The following is a 23984-nucleotide window of genomic DNA, read 5'->3' as shown; positions in this document are numbered from 1 at the left end:
CTTGACCCTTGAAACCGCCCCTACTTTTCTTTGCGGCGGCAAAGAAAAGTAGGTGCCGCCCCGCACAGGGGCGACGCCTGAAGCACGAAGGCATAACGCGGATGCCAGCACAAGAACAGAAAACCCAAACAGCGTGCGCAGCACCCACTACTACCAACCCTTCACCACCTCAAGACCGCTTCTCCATCTTCACGATGGTCAACCTACCATTGACGCTTTCGACCCGAACCTTGACCTTATCGCCCTCGTGCACTTGTTTGACCATCGCAGCGTCCTTCGTCTTGAACGCCATCGTCATCGGCAGCATGCCGACATTTTCCAGCGCTCCGTGCTTCAGCGTCACCATGCCAGTCTCCGGGTCTACCTTCTTGACCTCCGCATCGGTCAGTGCGGTCTTTGGCGACATCTTCGAGGCCGACGGCGCAGACATGTTCATGCCGGCCATATCGTCACCGGCAAAGGCCGGAGCAACAAAAACAGCTGCAAGCACAGCAGACGCAACAATCAGTTTTTTCATCGAGTTTCTCCAGTTTCGGTAGAGGGCACTGTCGTGCCGGAAGGGACTACGTTGGGGAACCGCTCATGGCTCACATGTCTCGCGCGACGGCGCTGCAACAGGAACCAGGCGGCGGGGATAACAAACATCGACAGCAGCGGTGCGGTGACCATGCCGCCCACCATCGGCGCGGCAATGCGCTGCATCACCTCCGACCCGGCGCCATGTCCAATCATGATGGGGACGAGACCCGCAAGCACCACCGCGACCGTCATTGCCTTGGGCCGGACACGTAGCACCGCGCCCTCGCGAATCGCATCGAGTAGCAAAGCCTCGGTGAACGGTTCGCCATCTTCCAGCCGGCGGTTGAGTGCGCCTTTCAGGTACAGCAGCATCACGACACCGAATTCGGCTGCGACGCCCGCGAGCGCGATGAAGCCGACCGACGTGGCAACCGATACCGCATGCCCCAGCCCCCAGATAAGCCAGAAGCCGCCGACCAGCGCAAACGGCACCGTCGACATCAACAGCAACGCATCGGCCGCCGAGTTGAAAGTCAGGAACAGCAGCACGAAGATGACGACGAGCGTCACCGGAATGACCGTGCGCAACTTCGCCGCCGCGCGCTCCAGGTACTCGAACTGACCTGACCACGCAATTGCGTACCCTGGCGGCAACACAACCTTCTCCGCGACAGCACGCTGCATCGCCTTCACGGCCGACTGCAGGTCCGTATTGCGGATGTCGACGTAAACGAAACCTGAAAGCCGCGCATTCTCGCTGCGAATCGACGGCGGCCCGTCGGCAATGGCGATATGCGCAACATCGCCGAGCTGGATCTGCGCGCCCCGGTCCGTGACGACGGGCAGTTGCCGCAACTTCTCAAGCGAGTCCCGGACCTCGCGCGGATAGCGGATGTTGATGGGGAAGCGCTCACGGCCGGCAATGACCTCGCCGACGTTTTCTCCACCCACTGCCGACGAAACGACCGACTGGATGTCCGCTACCGAAAGGCCATAGCGCGCGGCCGCAAGCCGGTCAATATCGACGTCGATGTACCGGCCACCGTTGAGGCGTTCGGCCAGCGCGGACGTCACGCCCGGGACGTCCTTCACTGCTGCTTCGACCTGCGCCGCGACCCGGTCGATTTGCGTCAGGTCGGGGCCCGAAATCTTGACGCCGACGGGCGTCTTGATGCCCGTCGACAGCATGTCGATACGGTTGCGGATAGGCGGAACCCATACATTCGACAGACCCGGCACCTTCACCGTCCGGTCCAGTTCATCGACCAGCTTGTCCGGCGTCATGCCGGGTCGCCACTCGCTACGGGGCTTGAACTGAATCGTCGTCTCGAACATCTCGAGACCCGGCGCGGGATCGGTGGCGGTGTCGGCGCGTCCCGATTTGCCGAACACGGTCGCCACCTCCGGCACGGTCTTGATGAGCCGGTCGGTTTGCTGCAGCAGTTCACTCGCCTTCTCGGTTGAAATGCTCGGCAGCGCAGTCGGCATGTACAGCAGGTCGCCCTCATCGAGTGGCGGCAGGAACTCTCCACCAAGACGCGAAACCGGGATTACGGTCGCAGCCAGTGCGACCACGGCGACACCGATCGCAAGCCATGGGTGTCGAAGCGTTGCCTCGAGCAGCGGTCTGTACAGTCGAATCAGTACGCGGTTGATGGGGTTGACATTTTCATGCGGAATGCGGCCCCGGATGAGGTAGCCCATCAGGACGGGCACGAGCGTCACGGACAGCCCGGCTGCGGCCGCAATTGTGTACGTCTTCGTGTACGCCAGCGGCGAGACGAGCTTGCCTTCCTGTCCTTCCAGCGAAAACACGGGAATAAAGGACAGCGTGATGATGAGCAGCGAGAAGAACAGCGCGGGCCCGACCTCGGCAGCCGATGTTGCAATCAGTTCCCAGCGCTGCGCGGCAGTAATCGATGTGTCCGGATGCTCGTGCTCGAACGCCTCCAGGTGCTTGTGCGCGTTCTCTATCATCACGATGGCCGCGTCGATCATCGCGCCAATAGCAATCGCAATGCCGCCGAGCGACATCAGGTTCGCATTGATGCCCTGATAGCGCATCACGATGAAGGCAGCGAGCACACCGAGCGGCAGCGACAGGATGGCCACGAACGCGCTGCGCAGATGAAACAGGAAGACCGCGCAGACCAGCGCGACCACAATGAACTCCTCGATGAGTTTGTCCTTGAGGTTGTCCACCGCGCGGTCGATGAGTTGCGAGCGGTCGTAGGTCGTGACGACCTCGACGCCGGGCGGCAGCGAACGCTTCAGGTCAGCGAGCTTTGCTTTCACCGCCTCGATTGTCGTCAGCGCGTTCTTGCCCGAACGCATGACGATGACGCCGCCCGCGACCTCACCCTGACCATTCAGTTCAGCAATGCCACGGCGCGTCTCGGGTCCAATCTGGATGCGCGCCACATCGCCGAGCAGCACGGGCGTCCCCGCATCGTTCGTGCGCAGCACGACGTGGCGGAAGTCATCCAGTGAATGAAGGTAGCCTGAAGAGCGCACCACGTATTCAGACTCGGCGAGTTCGACGACCGAGCCACCTGATTCCTGGTTGGCCTTGCGCAGCGCGTCGGCCACCATAGTCTGCATGATGCCGTATGCACGCAGCTTGTCAGGGTCGAGCACCACCTGGTACTGGCGCACCATGCCGCCTATTGACGCCACTTCGGACACGTCCGGCACCGACTTCAGCTCGAACTTCAGGAACCAGTCGTTTAGCGCGCGCAGTTGCCCAAGGTCATGCCTCGCGGTCCTGTCGACGAGAGCGTACTCGTACACCCAGCCCACGCCGGTTGCATCCGGGCCAAGCGAAACGGTCGCCCCCGGCGGCAGGCGACCTTGCACCTGATTCAGGTACTCGAGCACGCGCGAGCGTGCCCAATACTGGTCGGTCTTGTCGTCGAACAGCACGTAGACGAACGCGTCGCCGAACGCCGAATAGGCGCGGATGGCTTTTGCACCCGGCACGCCGAGCAACGTCGTGGTGAGCGGATAGGTCACCTGGTCCTCGATGACCTGCGGCGCCTTGCCCGGGTACGAAGCCTTGATGATGACCTGCGTATCGGACAGGTCGGGCAGCGCATCGAGCGGCGTCTGGGTCACCGAATAGATGCCCCACGCCGTAACGAGCATCGTCGCGAGCAGGACCAGAAACCGGTTGTGAATGGACCAGCGAATGAGGCGCGCAATCATTGGACACCTCCCGCGGGTTCGACCTTCTGCAACTGGTAGCCATCACCGGACTGACTGAAGACGAAATGCACCATCTGGCCTGCCTTCACATCCGGAAATGCAGTGGGCGCCGGCTTGCTGAAAGACATCGTCATTGCAGGCCAGTTCAGGGCCGGAACTGGCTGATGCGAGAACGTGATGTCTTGCGGTGTGACCTTTTCGACCTTGCCGGTAGTCTCGTACGTTTGCGCCGCCGCCGAAGCGGATGCCGGCGCTGACGCGCCTGAACTCACCCCTGCGCCACCTTCCAGTCGTGGCAGGACCGATTTCAGGCTGGCTTCCGAATCAATCAGGAACTGGCCAGAGGCGACGACCTGTTCGCCGTCGCTCAATCCGCTCAACACCTCGGTTTCGTTGCCGACATCGTTGCCAACAGTGACCGTAACGGGCTGCAGGCGGCCATCCTTGTTTCTCGCGATGACGACAGAGCGCTTGCCCGTCGTGATGACTGCCTCGGACGGAACGAGCAGACGCGAGACGGTCTTTTGTCCGCCGACGCGCACACGCATCAACATGCCGGGCGTGAGCTTCAGCGCGGTGTTGTCGATTTCGAGGCGCGCCTGCAGCGTGCGGCTGCTGGCGCTAATGCCCGGCAGGATTTCGCGGATCTGCCCATTGAAGTGTTGCGCCGGCTCGCCGGAGAACGTGGCATCGACGCTCATGCCGGGTTGAACGCTCAACGCAAGTGACTCGGGAATTTCAACGATGAGCCAAAGCTTCGAGAGACCGGCGACCTTGGCGAGCGTCTGGCCAGGCGTAACCTGTGCCCCGTCTCGCACGTTCAGTTCGCTCACGACGCCGGTTTCTGGCGACGACAGAACGACATGTGTCTGAACCTTTCCGGTCTGGTCGAGGGCCGCGATTACGCCGTCTGGAATCGACAGCGCATGCATTCGCGCGCGCGACGCTTCCAGCAGGCCCATGTCCATGCCGCCGCGCCTGAGCGACAGATATTCTTCCTGCGGTGCGAGCCAGTCGGGCACGAACAGGGACGCTATCGGCGCTCCCTTGCGTATTCGCTGCATAGGAGCACTGGCGTACAAATGGTCGATGTATCCCGTGACGCGTGACTGCACGACGTCCGCCTGGGACTCGTCGAACTGGGTGGTGCCGACGGCGTCGAAGCTTTCCGACGTCTCCTGGCGGCGAACGGTCGCGTAGCGGATCCCCAGATTCTGCTGGAGGCCCGGGTCGATGCGAATGCCTGTCGATCCGCCTCCTTCGTCAGCGTAGACCGGCTCCAGTTGCATCTCCATGAAAGGAGACTTGCCCGGCTTGTCGAAGTGCTGGGCCGGGACCATCGGGTCGTGCCAATACAGTACCTTGCGACCCGTCTTCGGGTCGACGTTGCCGCTAGAAGTGGCGGTGCCGGTCGCGCCTGCTCCCTCTGACGCCGGACGACGCGTGCCGGCAAGGTAGCCGGTAACGAGCAGGGCCGCCGCGGCAAACATCATCAGGGCCGCGCGTGCCAGTTGTTTCTTTTGCATGTTGTTCTCCTTTACTGACCCACGGACATCGACGCCGGCACGACCTGGTATTCGAGCTGTGCCCAGGTCTGCGAAACGTCGCGTTGCAGGTCCAGCACCTGAAGTTCCGCCTCGAGTTGCGCACGCCGGGCAGCAAAGGTGTCGGCGAGCGAGCCGGTGCCTGCCCGGTACGCGGCAGTCGCAAGTTGCACGCGCTGGCCGGCAGCCGGAAGCAGGGAGGTGGAGAGACTGGTAATGCGTTCGCGGCCACTAGCTAGGGTGGCGGACTGTGTGCGGATGTCCGCTTCCACCTGACGTTGCGCGTCTTCGTACATCAACCGCGCCCGGGTGGCGAGTTCCGCCTTCTCGCTCGCATCCCGGTCCTGGCGATTCTTGCGATTGATGGGCAGCGGAATGCTGACGCCAACCGACACCATGTTCGAATACGCGCCACCGCGTTGCTGGTAGGCGACTTCCCACGTCCAGTTGGGGCTGCGGTTACTGTTCGCGACGGCGGTATCGGCATCGGCGACGGCAATGTCCCGCGAGGCAGCGACGAGCACTGGCTGCACCTCACGCAGTTCTTCCGGCGGCAGCGATGACACATAGGACTGCGGCGCCGGCGGTTCGCCCGTCACGTCCGAAACGGGCGTTGCCGTCCAGCGGGACAGGCCGATGAGCGCGGTCTGCAATGTCTGCTGCGCCTTGAGCAACTGGTCCTGCGTCTGCGCGAGCATCGCCTGGGCCTGGGTTACATCGGCGGCGGTCGCTTTCGCTCCACGATAAGACGCTTTCGTCGCATCCAGTTCGTGGGTCATATGGTCAACGAGCTGCCGTTGCAGCGAAACGGCCTTCTTCGCGTAGACCGCGCTGAGCCACGCTATGGCCGTTTGCTGGCGGGTGTTCGCGAGTTGGCCAAGGTAGCCGGCCCGTTCGCGGTCCACCAGGTCGTTCGCCAGTTCGGAGCGGAGTCGGCGCTTGTCGCCCGACACCCATTCCTGCTCGATGCCGATACGACGCATCGTCATGAAGTCCTGGCCGATTGTGTATTTCTGCTGCCCGGTCACCGGCAGGTTATCGACGCCGGCCTTGAGTGTCGGGTCGGGCAACTGGCCGGCCCGGACGGCCGCTTCCGAACTCGCGCGCACGGAGGCCTGTGCCGCCCCCATGGCGGCCGAGTGGTCCGTGGCGGCCTGAAGCGCCGCATCGAGCGTGACGGGTGTTTCCTGAGCGTACGCAGCGACGCTCGTGAGAATCAGCGCGGCAAAAAGTGAACGCGCGCGCAGTGGTGCACGCCGACGTGACGGCGTGTCAATGGTCAAAGGCATGGTCTAACCCCAACGGCGGACTCCCATAGGGAATCCACGTCCTGGACGCAGGACGACATCGCCGCTAAAGCGGCGAACCTGTCAGCAAGGGATTAGATGGCGCGAGGAGGTCGCCAGAGACCGCCCGGTTCACGGACGATGAGCGACTGCGCGTAGTGGAAGACGACGGGGCTGGACGGTCCCGCAGGGCGGGTGACTTCGATGCGCGAGGCCGGGTGATACAGGCTGCCAAGCTGGCATTGCGCCGTTGCCTTGCAGAAGAACCCTTTGGCTTTTCCTGGCTGAGAAGATTTCGTCATCTCGCAGCCGGGCATGTCCGACGACATCGCGCTGCCTTCGTCGGAACCCATGCTCATCTGCATCGGACATTCACCCGTCAAGCCGCTCGCCGCCAGCCCACTGATGGGCAGCACAGCGCAAAGCAGCAGGAGGAGCAATGTCCGGAGAAATTTCATGGCTGGGATTATAGCCGAGGTCGTTCAATCGCGATCGGGTCGGGTTTCCCACTGGCTGGACGTCACGAAATCATTCCCTGATAGCGTCGGTGATCAGACTTCGTGCCCGCTTTTGCGTGAGATAACGGAACAGCCGCTAGGTCGCAGGCGAAAGCGCTTCGATAATCCGGCACTCATCGACGGTTCCACAACTGCACTGATCGATCAGGTTGTCGAGTTCTGCCTTCAGCTTCCGTAGATCCCGGATTTTGCGCTCCACTTCACGCCTGTGTTCGGACGCGATGGCATCGATCGCGGAGCACGAGCGGGTTCGGTCATCCGCCAGCGCGAGAAGCTCGCGCACCTGCTCCAGCGGAAAACCCAGATCGCGTGCACGTCGGATGAAGCTCAAACGGTTCAGGTGATCGACTGCGTACGCGCGGTAATTCCCCTCGGTCCGCGCAGGCGCGGGCAACAAGCCGGTCTTTTCATAAAAGCGGATGGTTTCCACTTTCGTGCCCGTTGCTTTGGCTAATTGGCCAATCGTCAATGTTGGGCTATCCATTTCTTGACCCTGTAGTGACTATAGGGTCTATCGTAGACCTCACGAAGACACTGGTCGAGGTCGAAACACTGTGAACGCTCCCGACTCACTCAAGCTGCGCATTGAGGGAATGGACTGTGCCGCCTGCGCCGTCAAGATAGAAAACGCGATGAAACGATTGCCGGGCGTGAGCGACATCAACGTCAGCTACGGTCAGCAAAGTCTGTCGCTGACATTCGACGGAGATCGGACCTCGTCGACCGCCATCGAGGACAAAATCCGCGCGCTGGGTTTTACGCCCGTCGGCGGGGTCTCGCGCAGAACCGCGGCCTCCGCTAGTCCTGTTGCTGAGCCTCGCTCATCATGGTGGCGGGAACGTAAGCCTCGCCTCACGCTAACTATCGCAGCGATGTTTGCGCTCGCGTTTGTGGTAGCGCATGTTGAGCCTGCCTTCGGGCAATGGGCGTATTCCGTCGCGGCGCTCATCAGCATCGTGCCTTTCGCGAAGCGCGCGTACGCCGGGGCAATCTCGGGCACGCCGTTCAGCATCGAGACGCTGATGTCCGTCGCCGCGCTCGGCGCCATGCTTATTGGCGCGGCGCAGGAGGCAGCGGTTGTCATTCTTCTGTTCGCAATCGGTGAACTGCTGGAAACAGTGGCGGCGGGAAGAGCCCGAGCCGGCATCGAGGCGCTGATCTCACTGGTGCCGCGCGATGCGTTGCGCGAACGCTCAAATATTCTTGAGCGGGTGCCGGCCGACACGCTGGAAATCGGCGACGTCGTCGTCGTGCGACCCGGCGATCGTATTCCCTCCGACGGCAGGGTGATGGACGGCGTCGCGGAAGTCAATGAAGCGCCCGTCACCGGTGAGTCGGTTCCAGTGGTCAAGGAAACGGGAGCGGTCGTTTTCGCCGGGAGCATCAGTACGAATGGTGAGCTGCGTATCAGCGTCACCAGTATGGCTGTCGACAACACGATTTCCCGCATCGTTCATCTGGTCGAGGAGGCGCAGGAATCGAAAGCGCCGATGGCACGGCTGATCGACCGCTTCAGCCGGCGATACACGCCAGCCGCGATGGTGGTTGCGCTGCTGGTGGTCATCGTGCCGCCTCTCGTTTTCCATGCGGACTGGGCCACGTGGCTCTATCGTGGTCTGGCGACGCTGCTGATTGCCTGCCCCTGCGCGCTGGTGATCTCGACGCCTGCCGCCATCGCGTCGGGCCTTGCTTCAGGGGCGAGACGCGGGCTGCTGGTCAAGGGCGGCGCAGCCCTCGAAACGCTCGGCAAGATTAAAACGGTCGCGTTCGACAAGACTGGAACGCTCACGCGGGGCAGTCCACGGGTGACAGACATTGTCCCCGTCGAAGGGACGCGAGACGATGTTCTCGCAAAGGCGGCCGCGGTCGAACGCAAGGCGAGCCATCCGCTTGGCAGGGCCATCGTGGAAGCGGCGAGTGGCCGCGGTCTTGAACTGCCAGCCAGTTTCGGCGCTGCGTTGACGAAGCCGGGCGAGTCGGTCACCGCGCGCCTGAAGGGCGGCTTCGTGTCGGTTGGTTCGCCGCTCTATGCGAAAAAGCAAACGGTGCTCGACGCGCATATCGCGCAGCAACTGGAGGCGCTTGAGCGGCAGGGCAAGACAGTCGTAGTGGTGCTGTCCGGCAAGCGGGTCGAGGGGCTTATCGCGTTGCGTGACGAGCCACGTAGAGATGCCGCAGAAGCGATCGCCACATTGCAACGCATGGGCGTCGGAACGATCATGCTGACGGGCGACAATCAGAGAACGGCGGACGCCATCGGGGCGACCCTGGGCGTGCAAGTCAGAGCAGAACTGCTGCCTGACGCCAAGCTTGCCGAGATCGAAGCAATCAGGAAAAAAGGCCTGGTCGCGATGATTGGGGACGGCATCAACGACGCGCCTGCATTGGCCGCAGCGTCTGTCGGTGTCGCGATGGGCGGCGGAGCCGATGTCGCGCTGGAAACTGCGGACGCTGCGCTACGGCATAACCGTGTGATGGGCGTTGCCGATCTCATTGCATTGTCGAAATCCACACTCGCCAACATCTGGCAGAACATCGGGCTCGCGCTCGGTCTGAAAGCGATTTTCCTGTGTACGACGCTGCTCGGCGTTACCAGTCTGTGGATGGCCATTCTCGCGGATACAGGTGCCACTATTCTCGTTACTGCGAATGCGCTACGGCTGCTCCGTGTCAGGCATGACCGACCATTCCAACGCGCATCGAGGGGGCGTAACGAAGCTCTGCAACCCGACACCCGATGAGCTGCCGAGGTAACGCTTCCCCGCCATCAATCGTAAGCCCGCCCCGAGCGGGCTTTTTTGCATCCAATGTCCGGCATGCGCAGCAAACGCCGCTACGCCGATGCCAGCGAAAAGACAAAAGCATCACGAACCTGGGTCCACGCCCATCCAACTCACATGCGCGCTCACCACGCGCCAGCCTTCGGGCATCTTCACCCACGTCTGACTTTGCCTGCCGACACGCGGCTCGTTATCGCGCCGAAACTCGATATTAGCGACGGCGAACGCATCGCCATAAGTGGTAACGACACGCGCCGTCACCGTGCGCTCAAGTCCCTTACCGGGCCGCGCAGCGCGAAACGCACGAATCGCGTCGTACCCGTAAAGATTTTCCGTCGCGCCATACCGCAGCGTATGCGGTGAATCAAAAAAGAGCGCATCGAGCACAGCAACATCATTGCTCACGAGCGCCCGTTCATAAGCATCGAATGCCGCGTTGACTTCAGCGAGTACATCGGGCCGATTGATCTCGATCATCACTGTGCCCCTGCATCGAACGCCGGCGGCGGACAATACGCGACCTCCGCAGCTTCAAGCCGCCGCGCCGCTTCAAACGCGAGCTCCTCACGCCACGGCGGCGCGATCAACTGAACCCCGATCGGCAGGCCATTCCGCGTACGCATCGGCGCGACGACGACGGGCAGTCCGAGACAGGAAACCGGCTGCGTCAACAAACCTAGATTAGGCCGCACAGCAAGTCGCTCACCATTGACGTCCATGAACTCATCGCCGATGTGCGGCGCCACGACAGGCGTAGCCGGCGCAATCAGCACATCGTAATGCGAGAACAGTTCCAAGACGCGACGCCGCAACGCAGCCCGCACGCGCTGCGCCTGCACGATCCACGCAGCGGGCAGCAACGCACCGGCAATCAGCCGATCACGCGACAAAGGCTCACGCTCGTCATAGCGCGCATGCAGATTCGCCATATGCAGTTGACCGCCCTCGGCAGCCGTAATCAGAAACGCCGCGCCGCGCGCCGCATCGGCATCGGGATATTCAACGGTATGCGTCGCCGACAACGCTTCAGCGGCAACGTGCGAGGCTTCACGCGCATCGTCATTCGCGTGTTCGTCGAAATAATCACCGAGCCGCGCCACGCGCAACACACCCGGCCGTGCATTCGCGGATTCGAAGCCACGCTGCGCGCATGAGGGATCGAACGGATCCGTGCATTGCAACGCGTCGTAGACGGCGGCGAGATCGTCCACGCTACGCGCGAAAGCGCCCATATGATCGAGGCTTGCGACGAACGGCCAGGTGCCGTGCCGCGACAGGCGTCCATAAGTCGGCTTCACGCCGAACACGCCGCACAGCGAAGCAGGCACGCGCACGGAGCCATTCGTGTCGGTGCCGAGCGTGATGGGCACGAAGCCTGCCGCAACAGCCGCCGCGCTGCCGCCCGACGACCCGCCCGCTGAACGTGTCAGATCGTGCGGATTCCGACACGGCCCCGCGTGATGGTTCTCGGTCGTGAAGCCATACGCGAACTCGTCCATGTTGAGCGCGCCGACCATGATTGCGCCTTGATCGCAAAGGCGTCGCACGAGCGTTGCATCGGCCGTGGCGGGCGGCGCGTCGGCGAGTACGCGCGAACCCGCTATCGTCGTAACGCCCGCTATATCGAACAGATTCTTCGCCGCAAACGGGACTCCCGCGAGCGGCGGCAATGTGTGACCGCTTGCGCGGCGTGCATCGAGCGCGTTGGCTTCGGCAAGAGCACGTTCGCGCGTGATGGCGGTGAATGCGTTGATCTGCGCGTCGTGTGCATCGATCCGCGCGAGCGTCGCTTCGATCAATTCACGCGCGCTGAAGGCGCCCTCGGCATACGCGCGCGCGATGGACAGCGCGCTGCCTGAAATAGTGCTGAGTGTCGTCATGCGCGATACACCGTCGCGGGTTCGTCGTTTATATCGACGGGATAGGCCAGCACGGGCCCGGCAAGCTGTGCGACGCGCGCGAATTGCGCTTTCACGCGCGCGGCGACTTCCGCCGGAAGCCCCGGAAAATGCAGGGCGAGCGCGGCGTCGACATAGGCGTCGAGCGTGATCTCGATGGAAGTTGACATGGGCGTCGGGTTCACAGAAGAGTAGGGAAGAGTTGGCGCGCCCGCGCGATCAACGCACGATCGCTGCCGCGCGGGCCGATGATCGACAGTGCGAGCGGTCGCTCGTTTTCGTTCGCGACGGGCACGGTGACTTGCGGCAAGCCGCCGAACGCGGCAATCGCGTTCATGGTCAGCGCGTCGCGATAGAACGCATCAGTACGTTCGGGTGTTTCGTGCTTGCTCAACAACGAACGCGGCGTGGTCGGCAGCACGATCAGCGCGTCGCCCACGATGCCGTCGATGCGCTGCGCGAACGCCCCGCGCATGACGCGGCAGCGTTCGACTTCGGCGGGGTCGTGCGTTTTGAGGCGCTCGAAGCGCGCAGCGATATCCGCGCCGAAGCGCGGCTTGGTCGCATCGATCCACGCACCCAGCGACGCGCCGATCGCATCGTCCTGCAACTGTTGATACACATGCAGCCAGCGCGCGCGATCATCCGCGATGACCTCGACCTCGTCTTGCGACGCGGACAATTCACGCAGGCGTTGCGCGTCGCCGGGTTCGTTCGATGCGCGTGCATCGAATGCTTCCTTGCAGCGCACGAGGGCCGAGGGCGCATCGACGGCAGGCACGCCATCCAGCAACACGTCGGCGACGCGTGCGAGCATCTCGCCCGTGGGCGCAAACCAGCCAACGGTATCGAAGCAGGGCGCAAACAGCAGGACGCCTTCCAGCGATACAGCATCGTGAGTCGGACGAATCCCCCACAGTCCGCAGAACGCGGCGGGCACGCGCACCGAGCCGCCCGTATCGGTGCCGAGCGCGAAGTCCACTTCGCCGCTCGCCACGGCGGACGCCGATCCGCTCGACGATCCGCCCGGCAGCGCAAACGGCCAGCGCGGATTGAGCGGCGTTCCGTAGTGAGCGTTCACGCCTTCGAGACTGTAGGCGAGTTCATCTGTAATCGTTTTGCCGTCCACGGATGCGCCCGCGTCGAGCAATCTGGCGACACAAGGCGCATGTCGCGCGGCGGGACTGTGAGTCGCGAGCCAATCGGGGTTGCCGCCGCCCGTCGTCGTGCCCGCCACGTCGATCAGATCCTTGGCCGCGAAGCGCAAGCCATCAAGGGCGCCGCGCGCGGTCGCGCTGACCCGGAGGCGCGGGCCCGGAATGAACGCGTTCATACTGCGGCTCCCTTCAGTGCAGCGGCGAATTGCAGCGAGTCCGCGACGAAGCCAAAGCACTTCTTCACATTCCAGATGCTCGCTTCCGTGCAGAACGCGGGCGACGATGTCGCGCAGCAATCGGTCAGCATCACGCAGCCGTAGCCGAGAAAGTTTGCGTCGGTGAGCGTGTGCAGCACGCACTGATCGGTGTTGACACCCGCGAAGAACACCGTGCGGGTGCCGAGGTTGCGCAGGATGCTGTCGAGCGGCGTGTCCCAGAAGCCGCTGATGCGGTACTTGTCCACGCAGATATCCTGCCGCTCGATCTTCAGTTCGTCGACCACGGCAGCAGCCCACGAATCTTTCTCCAGCACGCGCGCGCCATGCTCCGGCAACGGTTCGCCGAGACCGATGCCCGTGCCCTTCGGCTTGTACAGATGGATCTGATTGGGCGGCATGTTCGCGAGATCCGGCCGGTTGCCCCAGTTCACCCAGATGACAGGAACGCCGCTTTCGCGCACCACGGGCAGCAGGCGCTGCAGTGGTGCAATCGGCGCGCGGTCCGCACTGTAATCGCCCCCAATGTGGTCCACCCACCCGCCTTTGGTGCAGAAGTCGTTCTGCATGTCGATGATCACAAGCGCCGATTTTTCGATGTCGAAGCGCACGTTTTGCGGCTCGGAATCGAGGATCGCGATGCGCGGCGCAGGCGTCGGCGCGGCCATGTCGACGAGCGTTCCGGTGGCCGTCCAGCGCGTCTGCGCGAAAGCGCCTAGTGCGCCGCCAGGCGTTGCCAGGTCTGGGTTCGAGTTGTCGTTCACGGGGTTCTCCAGAGCGTTGAGCGTGTGATGTCCGAGGGTTCCTGAAACGGCGATCTGCACGTCGCCAATGTCGCCCGTTGAATCGGAAACGCGGGAGCGTTCCGGCGGGATCGAACGCGCATTGGCATCGAAGTTGCAACGTGCATTTCAGTCATGAATAACCTACTTACCCAAATCCAACGCAAAAGGAGTGCCAATGATGATCGGTTCGCAACAGGCATCGAACGGAAAACTGCGCCGTCGGCTCGTGGCTCGCGCGCTCGTCGTGGCGGGAATCGTCGCACTCGCCGCGCCCTCGTTCTTCATTCCCGCCGCGCACGCCGCCGATGACGCGATGCGCGTCGGCGTGCTGATTCCTGGCTCGAAGACGGACAAGGGCTGGATGGAATCGGGCTACGACGGGGTGGTCGCCGCGCAGAAGGAATTCGGCCCGAAGCTGAAGACGCAGATCATCGAGAACATCAACTACGCGGACATGGAGCAGGCGCTGACGAATCTCGCGTCGAAGAATCAGCTGGTGATCGGCATCGGCGGACAGACGCAAGCGGCTGTGCTAAAGATCGCCAAGCGCTTTCCGAATGTGAAGTTCTCGGTTGTCGGCGGCAACAAGGGCGAGAACATGCCGCCCAACGTCGCCGGGTACGACGTGAAGCAGGCCGAGATCGCATTCGTCGCAGGCGCGGCCGCCGCGATGATGTCGAAGAGCGGCGCAGTGAGCTATGTCGGCGGCATGGAGATTCCGTCCATCGTCAACGCGGGCAAGGAATTCGGCAACGGCGCGCGCTATATCAACCCGAAGGTGAAGTACTTCGAGAGCTATACAGGCGACTTCGACAACGTCGCCAAGGCTCGCGAAGCGACGGCTGCCGCGATCGCGCAAGGCGCCGACGTCCACTATCACATCCTGAACCTCGGGCTGCGCGGACTGGAGCAGGCGGCGAAGGAAAAGAACACGCACGTTATCGGCAGCTATACGGACCGTTGCGGCACCGACCCGCTGTATGTGGCGTACAGCATCACGGGTGTCGGCTACCAGGCGCAGTACGCGATCGAGCAACTCGAGAAAGGCCAATGGCAGCCGGGCTACAAGGCCTTCGGCCTCGCGATGGGACCGAAGGCTTCCAGCATGGTGATCTGCAAATCGACGCCCGCGATGGACGCGAAGCTCAAGCAGATCGAAGACGACATCCTGAGCGGCAAGATCAAGGTATCCGAAGGATGAGCACGCTCGCTTCTCCCGTCGCACGTGCGGAGCCGATTCTTTCGCTGACGAACATCGGCAAGCATTTTGGCGCGTTCACCGCGCTCGAAGGCGTGTCGCTCGATCTGATGCCGGGCGATGTGCACTGCCTGATCGGCGAGAACGGCGCGGGCAAATCAACGCTGTGCAACGTGATCTTCGGCGTTCACCAGCCGGATGCGGGCGCGATGCAGGTGAACGGCGCGCCGTATCGTCCGCGTAATCCGCGTGAGGCGTTGGCGCACGGTATCGCGATGGTGCATCAGCACTTCAGCCTCGTTGACGACGCCAGCGTGCTCGACAATCTTCTGCTCGGGCAGGCGCGAGGCTGGCTCAACCGCCAGAGCGAAGCGGCGCGATTGCGTGAAGTGCTGGCCAGTGTCGGGCTGGAACTGGCGCTCGATGCGAAGGTGGCGGACCTGTCGGTCGGCGAGCGGCAGCGCGTCGAGATCGTCAAATGCCTGATGCGCGAGCCGCGTCTTCTGCTGCTAGACGAGCCCACTGCCGTGCTGTTGCCCGCCGAGATCGATGCGTTGCTCGACACCTGCGAGCGCGTCGCTGCGCGCGGCTGCGCGGTGGTCCTCGTCACGCACAAGCTGAAGGAGATTTGCCGGATCGCCACGCATGCGACGGTGCTGCAATCGGGGCGCGTGGTGGCGCGTTCGGCGGCGCCTTCGAGCGAAATCGACAGGCTCGTGCATGCAATGATTCATCGCCCGGGTAAAGACGGTGATGAGGACGACGCCGATCTGACGAACCGTCTGTCACTCGTTAGCGCGCGCTCGCCGTACTCGCGTCCGCTTGCCGAAGAGGTATTGCAGATCGACGGTCTGAGCGCGCGCGATGGAGAAGGCGTCACGCGTCTCGAAGATTGCACGCTCGTCGTGAATCGCGGCGAGATCGTCGGCATTGCGGGTGTCGAGGGCAATGGGCAGAGCGAACTCGGCGCGGTGCTCGCGGGCATGACGAGCGCGTCGGCAGGACGCTTTTTTATCGCGGGGCGCGACATGACGAACGCGACGCCGCGCGAACTGACGCAAGCAGGCGTGGGCATCGTGCCGGAAGATCGGCACGCGGTGGGTTGCGTCACGGGGATGAGCGTCGCCGACAATCTGCTGCTCAATCATCTCGACCGCTACACGCGTGCTGGCTTTCTGCGCCGCCGTGCAATGCGCGCCGCCGCGCTCGACCTGATGCAGCGCTTCGACGTGCGCGCGAGCGGCCCTGACGCGCTATTCGGCGGCCTGTCGGGCGGCAATCAGCAGAAGGCCGTGCTGGCGCGCGAACTGACGCTCGATCCGCTGCTGTTCCTGCTCGCCGCGCAGCCGACGCGCGGCCTCGACGTAGGCGCGGTCGCCGCCGTGTATTCACACATCCGCGCCGCGCGCGATCGCGGGGTGGGCGTGTTGCTGATTTCCTCCGAACTCGACGAACTGATGAGCGTCGCCGATCGCATCGTCGTGCTGTATCGCGGGCGCGTCATGGGCACCTGTACGCCCGAGGCGATCAATCGCGGCCGCATTGGCGCGTGGATGGCGGGCTCGGGAGAACCTGTATGAATCCGCAGATGAAGGTGCAAACCCTGTTCGGCTCGACGCTTGACGCGCAAGGCTGGCGCGCGCGTCTGCCGCATGTGCGCGTCGCGTGCGTGATCGCCGGGGCTGTCGTATTCGCGATGCTGGCGGCGCTCGCGTTGATCGCGCTGATGGGCGTACCCATCGGTGACGCGCTCGCGGCCTTCGCCGACGGCGCATGGGGCTCGCCGTATGCAATCGGTGCGTCGATTAATCGCAGCCTCGCATTCGCGCTCGTCGGCACCGGCTTCGTGATCGCGAATCGCGCGAAGCTCACCAACGTGGGCGGCGAAGGGCAGCTCGCGATCGGCGGCATCGTCGCGACCGCGCTGAGTCTGTACGGCGGATGCGCGCATTTGCCGTTCGGCCTGTCGTTCATCGTGCCGATGCTCGGCGCCGCCGCCGCGGGCGCGCTGTGGGGCGGCGTACCTGGCGTGCTGAAAGCGAAAGCCGGCACCAACGAAGTGATCAGCACGTTGTTGCTGTCGTTCATCGCCGTGTGGCTGCTTTACTGGTGCGTGCAAAGCGAAGCGCTGCTGCGCCAGCCGATGACGAACGGCGCGACCTTGCCCGAATCGCTCGAAATTCCCGATCTGACCAAGCTCCCGGCGATTTTCGCCGGGAGCGGCATGAACCTCAATATCGGGCTGCCTGTCACGATCGCGCTGGCGATCGGTTCCGCCTTCCTGCTCACGTGCACGCGCTTCGGTCTATCGCTGCGCGCGGCGGGCCTCAACGCGGTCGCCGCGAGGCGCGCGGGTTTGCCGATCACATCGTCGATCGTCGGCGCGCTGGCGCTTGCAGGCGCCTTCAGTGGGCTCGCCGGCGCGTTGATGCTGCAAGGCGATCAATACTCGCTGAAAGCGGGCTTCTCGTCGGGCTACGGCTTCGACGGTCTGGTGGTCGGCCTGCTCGCGCGCGGCTCGATCACGGGTGTATTCGCGGCGGCGCTGCTGTTCGGCTTTCTGCGCTCGGGCGGCATCAACATGGAAATGGTCGCGCAGGTGCCTTCCGCGCTCGTGCTGATCGTGCAGGGCATCGTCACCATCGCGCTCGCGGGCGGCGCGATGTGGCTCGACAAGGGAGACGCGCGCTAATGAATCTCGAACTTCTCGCAGTCTTTGCGGGCGCGTCGATCCGCCTCGCCGCGCCGATGATGCTCGCGTCCACAGGCGAACTCGTGAGCGAGCGCGCGGGCGTGCTCAATATGAGCGTCGAAGGAATGATGCTGACGGGCGCGTTTCTCGGCGCGACGTTTTCATGGCTGACGGGCAATCCATCGATTGGTTTGCTGTGCGGCATGCTCGGCGTGATTCCCCTCGCGCTGCTGCAGGCATTCCTGAGCGTGACAATGCGCGCGAATCAGATCGTGACGGGCATCGGCATCAACATTCTGGCGCTCGGCGGCACGACGCTCGCTTACCGCGAAATCTTCGGCGAGCGTTCGAGCGCAGTGATTCCGGGCCTTGCGCACTGGTCGCCGCCTGTGCTCGGCACGCTGCCTGTGATCGGCGAACCGATATTCGGCCAAGTGTGGCTGCTGTATGCGGGGCTCGCGGTGCTGATCGGAACCTACGTGATGATGCGCTATACGGCGTTGGGCGTCGCGCTGCACGCGACGGGTGTCGCGCCTCGCGCGGTCGATCAGTCGGGTCTCGGTGTCGCGCGGATTCGCTACGGCGCGGTGGTGTTCTCGGGCGTGATGTCGGCGGCGGCGGGATGCTTCATCTCGATCGGCGACATTCACACTTTTACGGAAGGCATGACCAACGGCGCAGGCTACCTGGCCATTGCGGCGATCATCTTCGGCAACTGGAAGGTCGGCCGCACGGCGCTCGCGTGCCTGCTGTTCGGCGCAGCGACGGCGATGCAGTTTCAACTGCCGATGTTCGGCCTGCATGTGCCGACGGCATTGCTCATCATGCTGCCGTATCTGCTGGCGCTCCTCGCCGTCGCGGGCCTGATTGGCCGGCAGTCCGCGCCGCCTGCGCTCACCCAGCCGTTCAGGCGTTGAGCGCGCGAGCGCCGGGGGCGCGGCGGAGTACCATAACGAATCGCCGCGTCATCTTCAATCATTCATCGACACCATGCCACGCAACGCCTCTGCACCAAGCGCACCCGTCCGAGCGGCGAAGGACGAGCCCACGCGTCGCCAGCAACTTGCGGCAAAGACGCGCGAGCGCATCTTCCGGATCGCCATCAAGGAGTTCGCCGACAAGGGCTTCAGCGGCGCGCGGGTGGAAGGGATCGCGAGTCGCGCGAAGGTCAATATCCGGATGATCTATCACTACTTCGGCGGCAAGGAAATGCTGTATGTCGAAGTGCTGGAGCATGTGCTGGCGAAGCTGCGCGAAGCGGAACTGGCCGTTGAGCTGGATGAGAAGACCATCGACCCCGCAGCGGGCATCTTGCAGCTTTACGATTTCACCGAAGGGCACTTTTCTGCGCACCCCGAGTTGCTGTGTCTGCTTTCGTGGGAAAACCTGAATCGGGCGCGCTACCTGAAACGATCGAAGGTCATTCCCGCGATGTCGTCGCCCGTGCTCGACAAGCTGCGCACGTTGATCGAACGCGGCGAGGCCGCTGGCGAGTTGCGCGAGGGGATCGATCCGCTGCATATGTACGTGACGCTCGTGAGTCTCGCGTATTTTCACAAGTCCAATGCGTACACGCTTTCACGCATGTTTGACACTGAAATGCTCGCGCCTGCATGGCAGGCGGCGCACAAGGCACAGGCGCACGAACTCGTGCGCGCGTTTCTGACGGGAGCGCGTGTGCCGGAATTGGCGGCGCACTTCTGAATTTGCCGATAAAGCGCCGCGCAACGCCGCGCGGCGCTATGCGTGCATCAACCCGCAGTCGCCCGCTTCCGCGCGAGCGATCTCGCGATGAGCATTCCGCCCACCATCACCGCAAGCGAGATCAACGTCGTCATCGTGCCGAGCGCGTAGATGACAGGCGTGGTCACCGAGGTCGTCAAACCCTGCAATTCTAGCGGCAGCGTGTTCTGATCGCCGATCGCCTGCGACGTGCGCGCGATCTCATCCCACGAAAGCGTAAAGCCGAACATCGCGACGCCGATCACGGAAGGTCCGATGATGGGTAGCACGACATTGCGGAACGACTGCCAAGGTGAGGCGCCCAGATCGCGGGCCGCTTCTTCGAAGGCGGGATTGAAGCGGTTGAAGACGGCGAACATCACGAGCAGGCCGAACGGCAAGGTCCACGTGAGATGTGCGCCGAGCGCGGACGTGTAGAGGCCCATCGACGTGGTCCAGCTATCCGCGAACGACTGAAAGCCCCACGCGTTGGCCAGATACTTGATGAGCGTGTCGAGCAGACGAAACGTCAGCCCGATGCCGAGCGATACGATGATAGACGGCATGATGAGACTCGCAACCGATACGTAGAACACGGCCGTATCGCCACGAAAACGCCGCCTGAACGCGAGGCCCGCGCTCACCGAGAACAGCACCGTCAGCACCGTGACAGCAATCGCGAGTTTGACGGAGCGCCCGAACGCGGCCCAGATATCGATATCCCCCACACCGTCGCGCAAGACCTCGAACCAGTGCATCGAGACGCCGCGCATCGGAAAAGTCAGACCGCCTTCCGGACCCTGAAAGGACAGAATAAAAATCGTGATCACAGGGCCATACAGAAACAGCACAAAGAGGCCGAAGAGCAGCGCGAGCCAGTAGAAGCTCGCGGGCCGGCGCTCGCGATGCCTGAGCGAAACACTCATGTCAGAGTTCCTTTCTGATGTCGACGGCACGTGTCAGCGCCCACACGATCATGAGCACCACCGCGAGCAGAATGATCGCGTTGGCGGCAGCGGCGGGAAACTGCAGATAGCCGGTTTGCACCTGGATGATCTTGCCGACCGACGCGATCTGCTGCCCACCCATCACGCCCACCGTGAGGAAATCGCCCATGACGATGGTGACGACGAAGATCGAGCCGATCACGATGCCCGTCTTCGACAGCGGCAACACGACGTCGCGGATCACCTGCCAGCCGCTCGCACCGCCGTCGCGCGCGGCTTCGAGTAGCGACCGGTCGATGCGCATCATCGCGTTGAAGATCGGCACGATCATAAAGAACGTGTAGAGATGCACGAAAGCCAGCACGACGGAAAAGTTCGAATACAGCAACCATTCGAGCGGCTGGTCCACCAGATGCGCGGACATGAGCGCCTGATTGACGAGCCCGTTGCGACCGAGCAGCGGAATCCACGAGATCATGCGGATCACGTTGGACGTCCAGAACGGAATCGTGCAGATGAGAAACAGCACAGTCTGCATCGCCGTCGTGCGCACATGGAACGCAAGAAAATACGCGATCGTGAAACCGAGCACCAGCGTCACCGCCCAGACCATCGCGCAGAATTTCAGCGTGGACCAATACGTCTTGAACGTGACGCAAACGTCCGTGAGCGACGTGCAGCCGTCGAAGATCGCCGCGTAGTTCTTCAGCGTGAACGCCGGGATGATCTGATACTCGTTGAAGTCCCAGAAGCTGACGATCAACGTGATCACGAGCGGCACGATAAAAAACAGCGCGAACGTCACCGTGAGCGGCGTGGCTTGCAGCCACGCGCTCACGCGCCGATGGCGCACGGCCGTTGGCTTCGCCTGCTGGAGATACTCGACCGAGGCCATCTTCACACTCCGCGCGTGTTCTTGTGCATTGTCATGCCGCGATGAATTCGTTCCACTTCTGCACCATGTAGATGTTCTCGTCCATCACGGCGTTCCAGCATGCGATTGCACCCATGCGCTGGTTGTACGAACCGCCGTCGCGTACGGCCCCCGCTTTTTCGAGCAACTGGCCGTCGGGTGCCTTGATGTCCTGCGCCGCGGCTTTGCCCTCCATCCAGTAGTCCCATTCGTAGGCTTGCATATGCGTGCGCGCCGTTTCCGTGACGCCGGGGTAATAACCCTGACGCATCAGATAAGCGCCTGCCCAGCCGTCCTGAAACCAGTTGACGAATTCATACGCGGCATCGAGCTTTTTGCCTTGCAGCGAGCGCGGAAAGCCGAAACCCGACGCCCATGAGCGATAGCCTTCTTTCAGCGGCTGGAATTTGCAGGCAATGCCCATCGTGCGGACCTTCGTGACAGCGGGCGACCACATCGACTGGATCACGACTTCGCCCGAAGCCATCAGGTTCACGCTCTCGTTGAAGTCACGCCAGAACGCGCGGAACTGGCCGGCGCGCTTCGCTTCGATCAGGATCTTGATGGTCTGATCGATCTCGGCCTTGGTCATGTTGCCTTTATCGCCGTATTTCACGCGGCCCATCGCTTCGATTGCCATCGCCGCATCCATGATGCCGATAGCGGGAATGTTGAGCAGCGCCGCTTTCCCCTTGAATTGCGGATTGAACAGGTCCGCCCATGTCGTCACGGGCCGCGCAATCAGGTCGGGGCGAATGCCGAGCGTGTCGGCGTTGTACGTGGTGGGGATCAGCGTCATCCACTCGGTCGGCGTCGCGGAGAATTCGGTCGAGCGCGCGCCCTTGAGGAACATCACTTTTTTCGGCGCCGTGCCTTGATCGCCGATCTTCTTGCCGTCCACTTCGCCCTTCGTCAGCACGGGCGTGATCTTGTCGGCGAGCTTGATGCGCTTGGCGTCCATGCCCGCGAGCGTGCCCGCCGGGATTAGCTTCTTGAGCGAGAAGTACTCCGTGTCGACGATATCGAAAGAGTTGGGCTGCGTGATGATGCGTTTGGTGACGTCATCGGTCGTCACGGGAATGTATTGAATCTCGATGCCCGTGTCTTCCTTGAACTTCTTCGCAATGTCCGCGCTCTGGTTGACGGCGGTGCCGAGGTAACGCAGCGTGATCTTCTCTTGTGCATGCACGTACGGGAAACCGGCGATGCCCGCAGCCGCGACGGCGCCCTTGATGAACGTGCGGCGCGATAAACCTTTACCTACGGTCTCGTCTCCAGCCTGTTGTACGTTTGCGGCCACCTTGTCGTCGTTCATTGCTTCTCTCCTCTAAAGAAATTGTCGTTGCGTTGTCGTTGTCAGTGCACTTGCTAGGCCGCGAGCGGATGGGCGTTCTGCTCGTCCCACCAGACCGTCACGCGCGCATTCGGCCCGAGACGTTGCGGATCGTAGTCGGCGTCGCTCATCAGGGACACGAGCGCGGGCGAGCCATCCTGCGGATCGAGCGTGATACGTAGATGCGTGCCTTGATACTCGGCTTCGCGCACCGTGCAAGCGAGGCCGCCGATCCGGCTCAAGCCGCTTTCTCCCGCGCTCGTGCCCGGCGTGACGCCTTGCGGCGCGATGCGCAAGCGGTCGGCGCGCACGGTGAAGAGCCCGCCCTTCGCGCCAAGCACGTTATGGCCGCCGAGAAAGCGCGCGACGAATTCCGTGCGCGGCCGGTTGAATACTTCGAACGGCGTGCCCGTCTGTTCGATATGGCCGTGACTCATCACCACCACGAGATCGGCGAGTGCCATCGCTTCTTCCTGCGAATGGGTGACGTGGACGAAGGTGATGCCGAGTTCCTTTTGCCAGCGCTTCAGTTCGGCGCGCATCTGCACGCGCAGGAACGGATCGAGCGCGGACAGCGGTTCGTCGAGCAAGAGGCAGCGCGGTTCGTTGAGCAACGCGCGCGCGAGCGCGACGCGCTGCTGCTGGCCGCCTGAGAGCTGGGCGGGCCTGCGGTTCGCGTAGGCCGACATCGCGACGAGTTCGAGTAGTTCGCCCGCGCGCTTTCGGCGCGCCTCTTTGGCGACGCCGCGCATCTTCAGGCTGAACGCGACGTTGTCGAGCGCGGACAGATGCGGGAATAGCGCATAGCTCTGGAACACCATCGCGGTGCCGCGCGCCGCGGGTTGTTCATGCGTCACGTTGCGCCCGCCGATCAGAACATCGCCTTCGGAGACCCACTCGTGACCCGCGATCATGCGCAGCGTCGACGTCTTGCCGCAGCCCGACGGGCCAAGCAGGCAGCAGTAAGCGCCGCCGGGAATGCGCAGGTCGATCGCATCGACGGCGAGCGAATCGGCATAACGCTTCGAAACGTGCACGAGCTCGATGTCGGCGGGGCTTGCATGAACCACGGTTGATGCCGGCTGAACCATGAAGGTTTGTCCTGTCAGATGACGCGAATGGAATACGGCGCACGACGCATGCAGCCGGGAGCTTCTGCAAGTCATATGCCATTCGCGATTTCATCCGCCGCCAGCACGTACTCGCACGAGTGCCGCAACGCCCGCTGACAACGCGTGTCGACAGGTTGGCGCGCATATTGCACACGATTGCG

The 23984-nt window shown here is 63.0% G+C and carries 21 protein-coding genes; 6 read left to right on the top strand and 15 right to left on the bottom strand.

Annotation, left to right across the window (positions count from 1 at the left end; all coding sequences use genetic code 11):
- Positions 1 to 169: 169 nt before the first annotated feature.
- The 6 genes from SB822_RS41330 to SB822_RS41305 all read right to left on the bottom strand — a co-directional run bounded on the left by SB822_RS41330 (position 170) and on the right by SB822_RS41305 (position 7555).
- Positions 170 to 517, bottom strand: coding sequence for a copper-binding protein (locus tag SB822_RS41330; protein WP_410857416.1), 348 nt, complete (start codon positions 515 to 517; stop codon positions 170 to 172).
- Complete coding sequence (locus SB822_RS41325; RefSeq protein ID WP_410857415.1) at positions 514 to 3723, bottom strand: efflux RND transporter permease subunit; 3210 nt, start codon at positions 3721 to 3723, stop codon at positions 514 to 516. The genes SB822_RS41330 and SB822_RS41325 overlap by 4 nt, the downstream gene beginning before the upstream one ends.
- Positions 3720 to 5249 (bottom strand): efflux RND transporter periplasmic adaptor subunit, encoded by a 1530-nt coding sequence (locus tag SB822_RS41320; protein WP_410857414.1) that lies wholly within the window; start codon positions 5247 to 5249, stop codon positions 3720 to 3722. Before SB822_RS41320 ends, SB822_RS41325 begins: the two co-directional genes overlap by 4 nt.
- 11 nt (positions 5250 to 5260) lie before the next feature.
- Positions 5261 to 6556: a TolC family protein gene (locus tag SB822_RS41315; protein ID WP_410857413.1), complete on the bottom strand. Its 1296-nt coding sequence runs from the start codon at positions 6554 to 6556 to the stop codon at positions 5261 to 5263.
- A 92-nt stretch (positions 6557 to 6648) separates the two neighbouring features.
- Entirely contained in the window at positions 6649 to 7011 is a 363-nt protein-coding gene (locus tag SB822_RS41310) for a hypothetical protein (RefSeq protein WP_410857412.1), read from the bottom strand.
- 136 nt (positions 7012 to 7147) lie between these two features.
- Positions 7148 to 7555 carry a MerR family transcriptional regulator gene (locus SB822_RS41305; RefSeq protein WP_007584679.1) on the bottom strand — a complete coding sequence of 136 codons (408 nt, stop codon included), beginning with the start codon at positions 7553 to 7555 and terminating at the stop codon, positions 7148 to 7150.
- Positions 7556 to 7625: 70 nt separating this feature from the next.
- Here SB822_RS41305 and SB822_RS41300 point away from each other — a divergent pair, with 70 nt between their 5' ends.
- A complete protein-coding gene (locus SB822_RS41300; protein ID WP_410857411.1) occupies positions 7626 to 9812 on the top strand; it encodes a heavy metal translocating P-type ATPase in 2187 nt (728 codons plus the stop codon).
- Between the two features lie 123 nt (positions 9813 to 9935).
- Here SB822_RS41300 and hpxZ read toward each other — a convergent pair whose 3' ends face one another.
- The 5 genes from hpxZ to SB822_RS41275 are packed head-to-tail and all read right to left on the bottom strand — an operon-like array spanning position 9936 to position 13885.
- Positions 9936 to 10328, bottom strand: coding sequence for an oxalurate catabolism protein HpxZ (gene hpxZ, locus SB822_RS41295; protein ID WP_007584681.1), 393 nt, complete (start codon positions 10326 to 10328; stop codon positions 9936 to 9938).
- Positions 10328 to 11731 (bottom strand): AtzE family amidohydrolase, encoded by a 1404-nt coding sequence (locus tag SB822_RS41290; protein ID WP_410857410.1) that lies wholly within the window; start codon positions 11729 to 11731, stop codon positions 10328 to 10330. The genes hpxZ and SB822_RS41290 overlap by 1 nt, the downstream gene beginning before the upstream one ends.
- On the bottom strand, positions 11728 to 11919 hold the full coding sequence (locus tag SB822_RS41285; RefSeq protein ID WP_410857409.1) for an AtzG-like protein: 192 nt from the start codon (positions 11917 to 11919) through the stop codon (positions 11728 to 11730). The genes SB822_RS41290 and SB822_RS41285 overlap by 4 nt, the downstream gene beginning before the upstream one ends.
- 11 nt (positions 11920 to 11930) lie before the next feature.
- Positions 11931 to 13082: an amidase gene (locus SB822_RS41280; protein ID WP_410857408.1), complete on the bottom strand. Its 1152-nt coding sequence runs from the start codon at positions 13080 to 13082 to the stop codon at positions 11931 to 11933.
- Entirely contained in the window at positions 13079 to 13885 is an 807-nt protein-coding gene (locus tag SB822_RS41275; protein ID WP_410857407.1) for a cysteine hydrolase family protein, read from the bottom strand. Before SB822_RS41275 ends, SB822_RS41280 begins: the two co-directional genes overlap by 4 nt.
- 196 nt (positions 13886 to 14081) lie before the next feature.
- On the opposite strand from SB822_RS41275, the gene SB822_RS41270 reads away from it, so the two are divergent.
- The 5 genes from SB822_RS41270 to SB822_RS41250 all read left to right on the top strand — a co-directional run bounded on the left by SB822_RS41270 (position 14082) and on the right by SB822_RS41250 (position 19500).
- A complete protein-coding gene (locus SB822_RS41270; RefSeq protein ID WP_007584693.1) occupies positions 14082 to 15107 on the top strand; it encodes a BMP family protein in 1026 nt (341 codons plus the stop codon).
- A complete protein-coding gene (locus SB822_RS41265) occupies positions 15104 to 16684 on the top strand; it encodes an ABC transporter ATP-binding protein (RefSeq protein ID WP_410857406.1) in 1581 nt (526 codons plus the stop codon). Before SB822_RS41270 ends, SB822_RS41265 begins: the two co-directional genes overlap by 4 nt.
- On the top strand, positions 16681 to 17796 hold the full coding sequence (locus SB822_RS41260; protein ID WP_410857405.1) for an ABC transporter permease: 1116 nt from the start codon (positions 16681 to 16683) through the stop codon (positions 17794 to 17796). Before SB822_RS41265 ends, SB822_RS41260 begins: the two co-directional genes overlap by 4 nt.
- Positions 17796 to 18713: an ABC transporter permease gene (locus SB822_RS41255; RefSeq protein WP_410857404.1), complete on the top strand. Its 918-nt coding sequence runs from the start codon at positions 17796 to 17798 to the stop codon at positions 18711 to 18713. The genes SB822_RS41260 and SB822_RS41255 overlap by 1 nt, the downstream gene beginning before the upstream one ends.
- Positions 18714 to 18786: 73 nt before the next feature.
- Positions 18787 to 19500: a TetR family transcriptional regulator gene (locus SB822_RS41250; protein WP_410857403.1), complete on the top strand. Its 714-nt coding sequence runs from the start codon at positions 18787 to 18789 to the stop codon at positions 19498 to 19500.
- A 47-nt stretch (positions 19501 to 19547) separates the two neighbouring features.
- Here SB822_RS41250 and SB822_RS41245 read toward each other — a convergent pair whose 3' ends face one another.
- Genes SB822_RS41245 through SB822_RS41230 form a run of 4 tightly spaced genes read right to left on the bottom strand, consistent with a single transcriptional unit; the run spans position 19548 to position 23802 of the window.
- Positions 19548 to 20444 (bottom strand): ABC transporter permease, encoded by an 897-nt coding sequence (locus SB822_RS41245; protein ID WP_410857402.1) that lies wholly within the window; start codon positions 20442 to 20444, stop codon positions 19548 to 19550.
- Between the two features lies 1 nt (position 20445).
- Complete coding sequence (locus SB822_RS41240) at positions 20446 to 21360, bottom strand: ABC transporter permease (protein ID WP_079491419.1); 915 nt, start codon at positions 21358 to 21360, stop codon at positions 20446 to 20448.
- Positions 21361 to 21391: 31 nt separating this feature from the next.
- Positions 21392 to 22693: an ABC transporter substrate-binding protein gene (locus tag SB822_RS41235; RefSeq protein WP_410857401.1), complete on the bottom strand. Its 1302-nt coding sequence runs from the start codon at positions 22691 to 22693 to the stop codon at positions 21392 to 21394.
- A gap of 53 nt (positions 22694 to 22746) precedes the next feature.
- Positions 22747 to 23802 (bottom strand): ABC transporter ATP-binding protein, encoded by a 1056-nt coding sequence (locus SB822_RS41230; protein ID WP_079503316.1) that lies wholly within the window; start codon positions 23800 to 23802, stop codon positions 22747 to 22749.
- Positions 23803 to 23984: the final 182 nt, after the last annotated feature.

This window comes from Paraburkholderia sp. SIMBA_054 (assembly GCF_046534875.1).
In the GTDB taxonomy this organism is placed as follows: Bacteria; Pseudomonadota; Gammaproteobacteria; order Burkholderiales; family Burkholderiaceae; genus Paraburkholderia; species Paraburkholderia hospita.
This window is presented reverse-complemented; position numbering and strand designations above follow the sequence as displayed.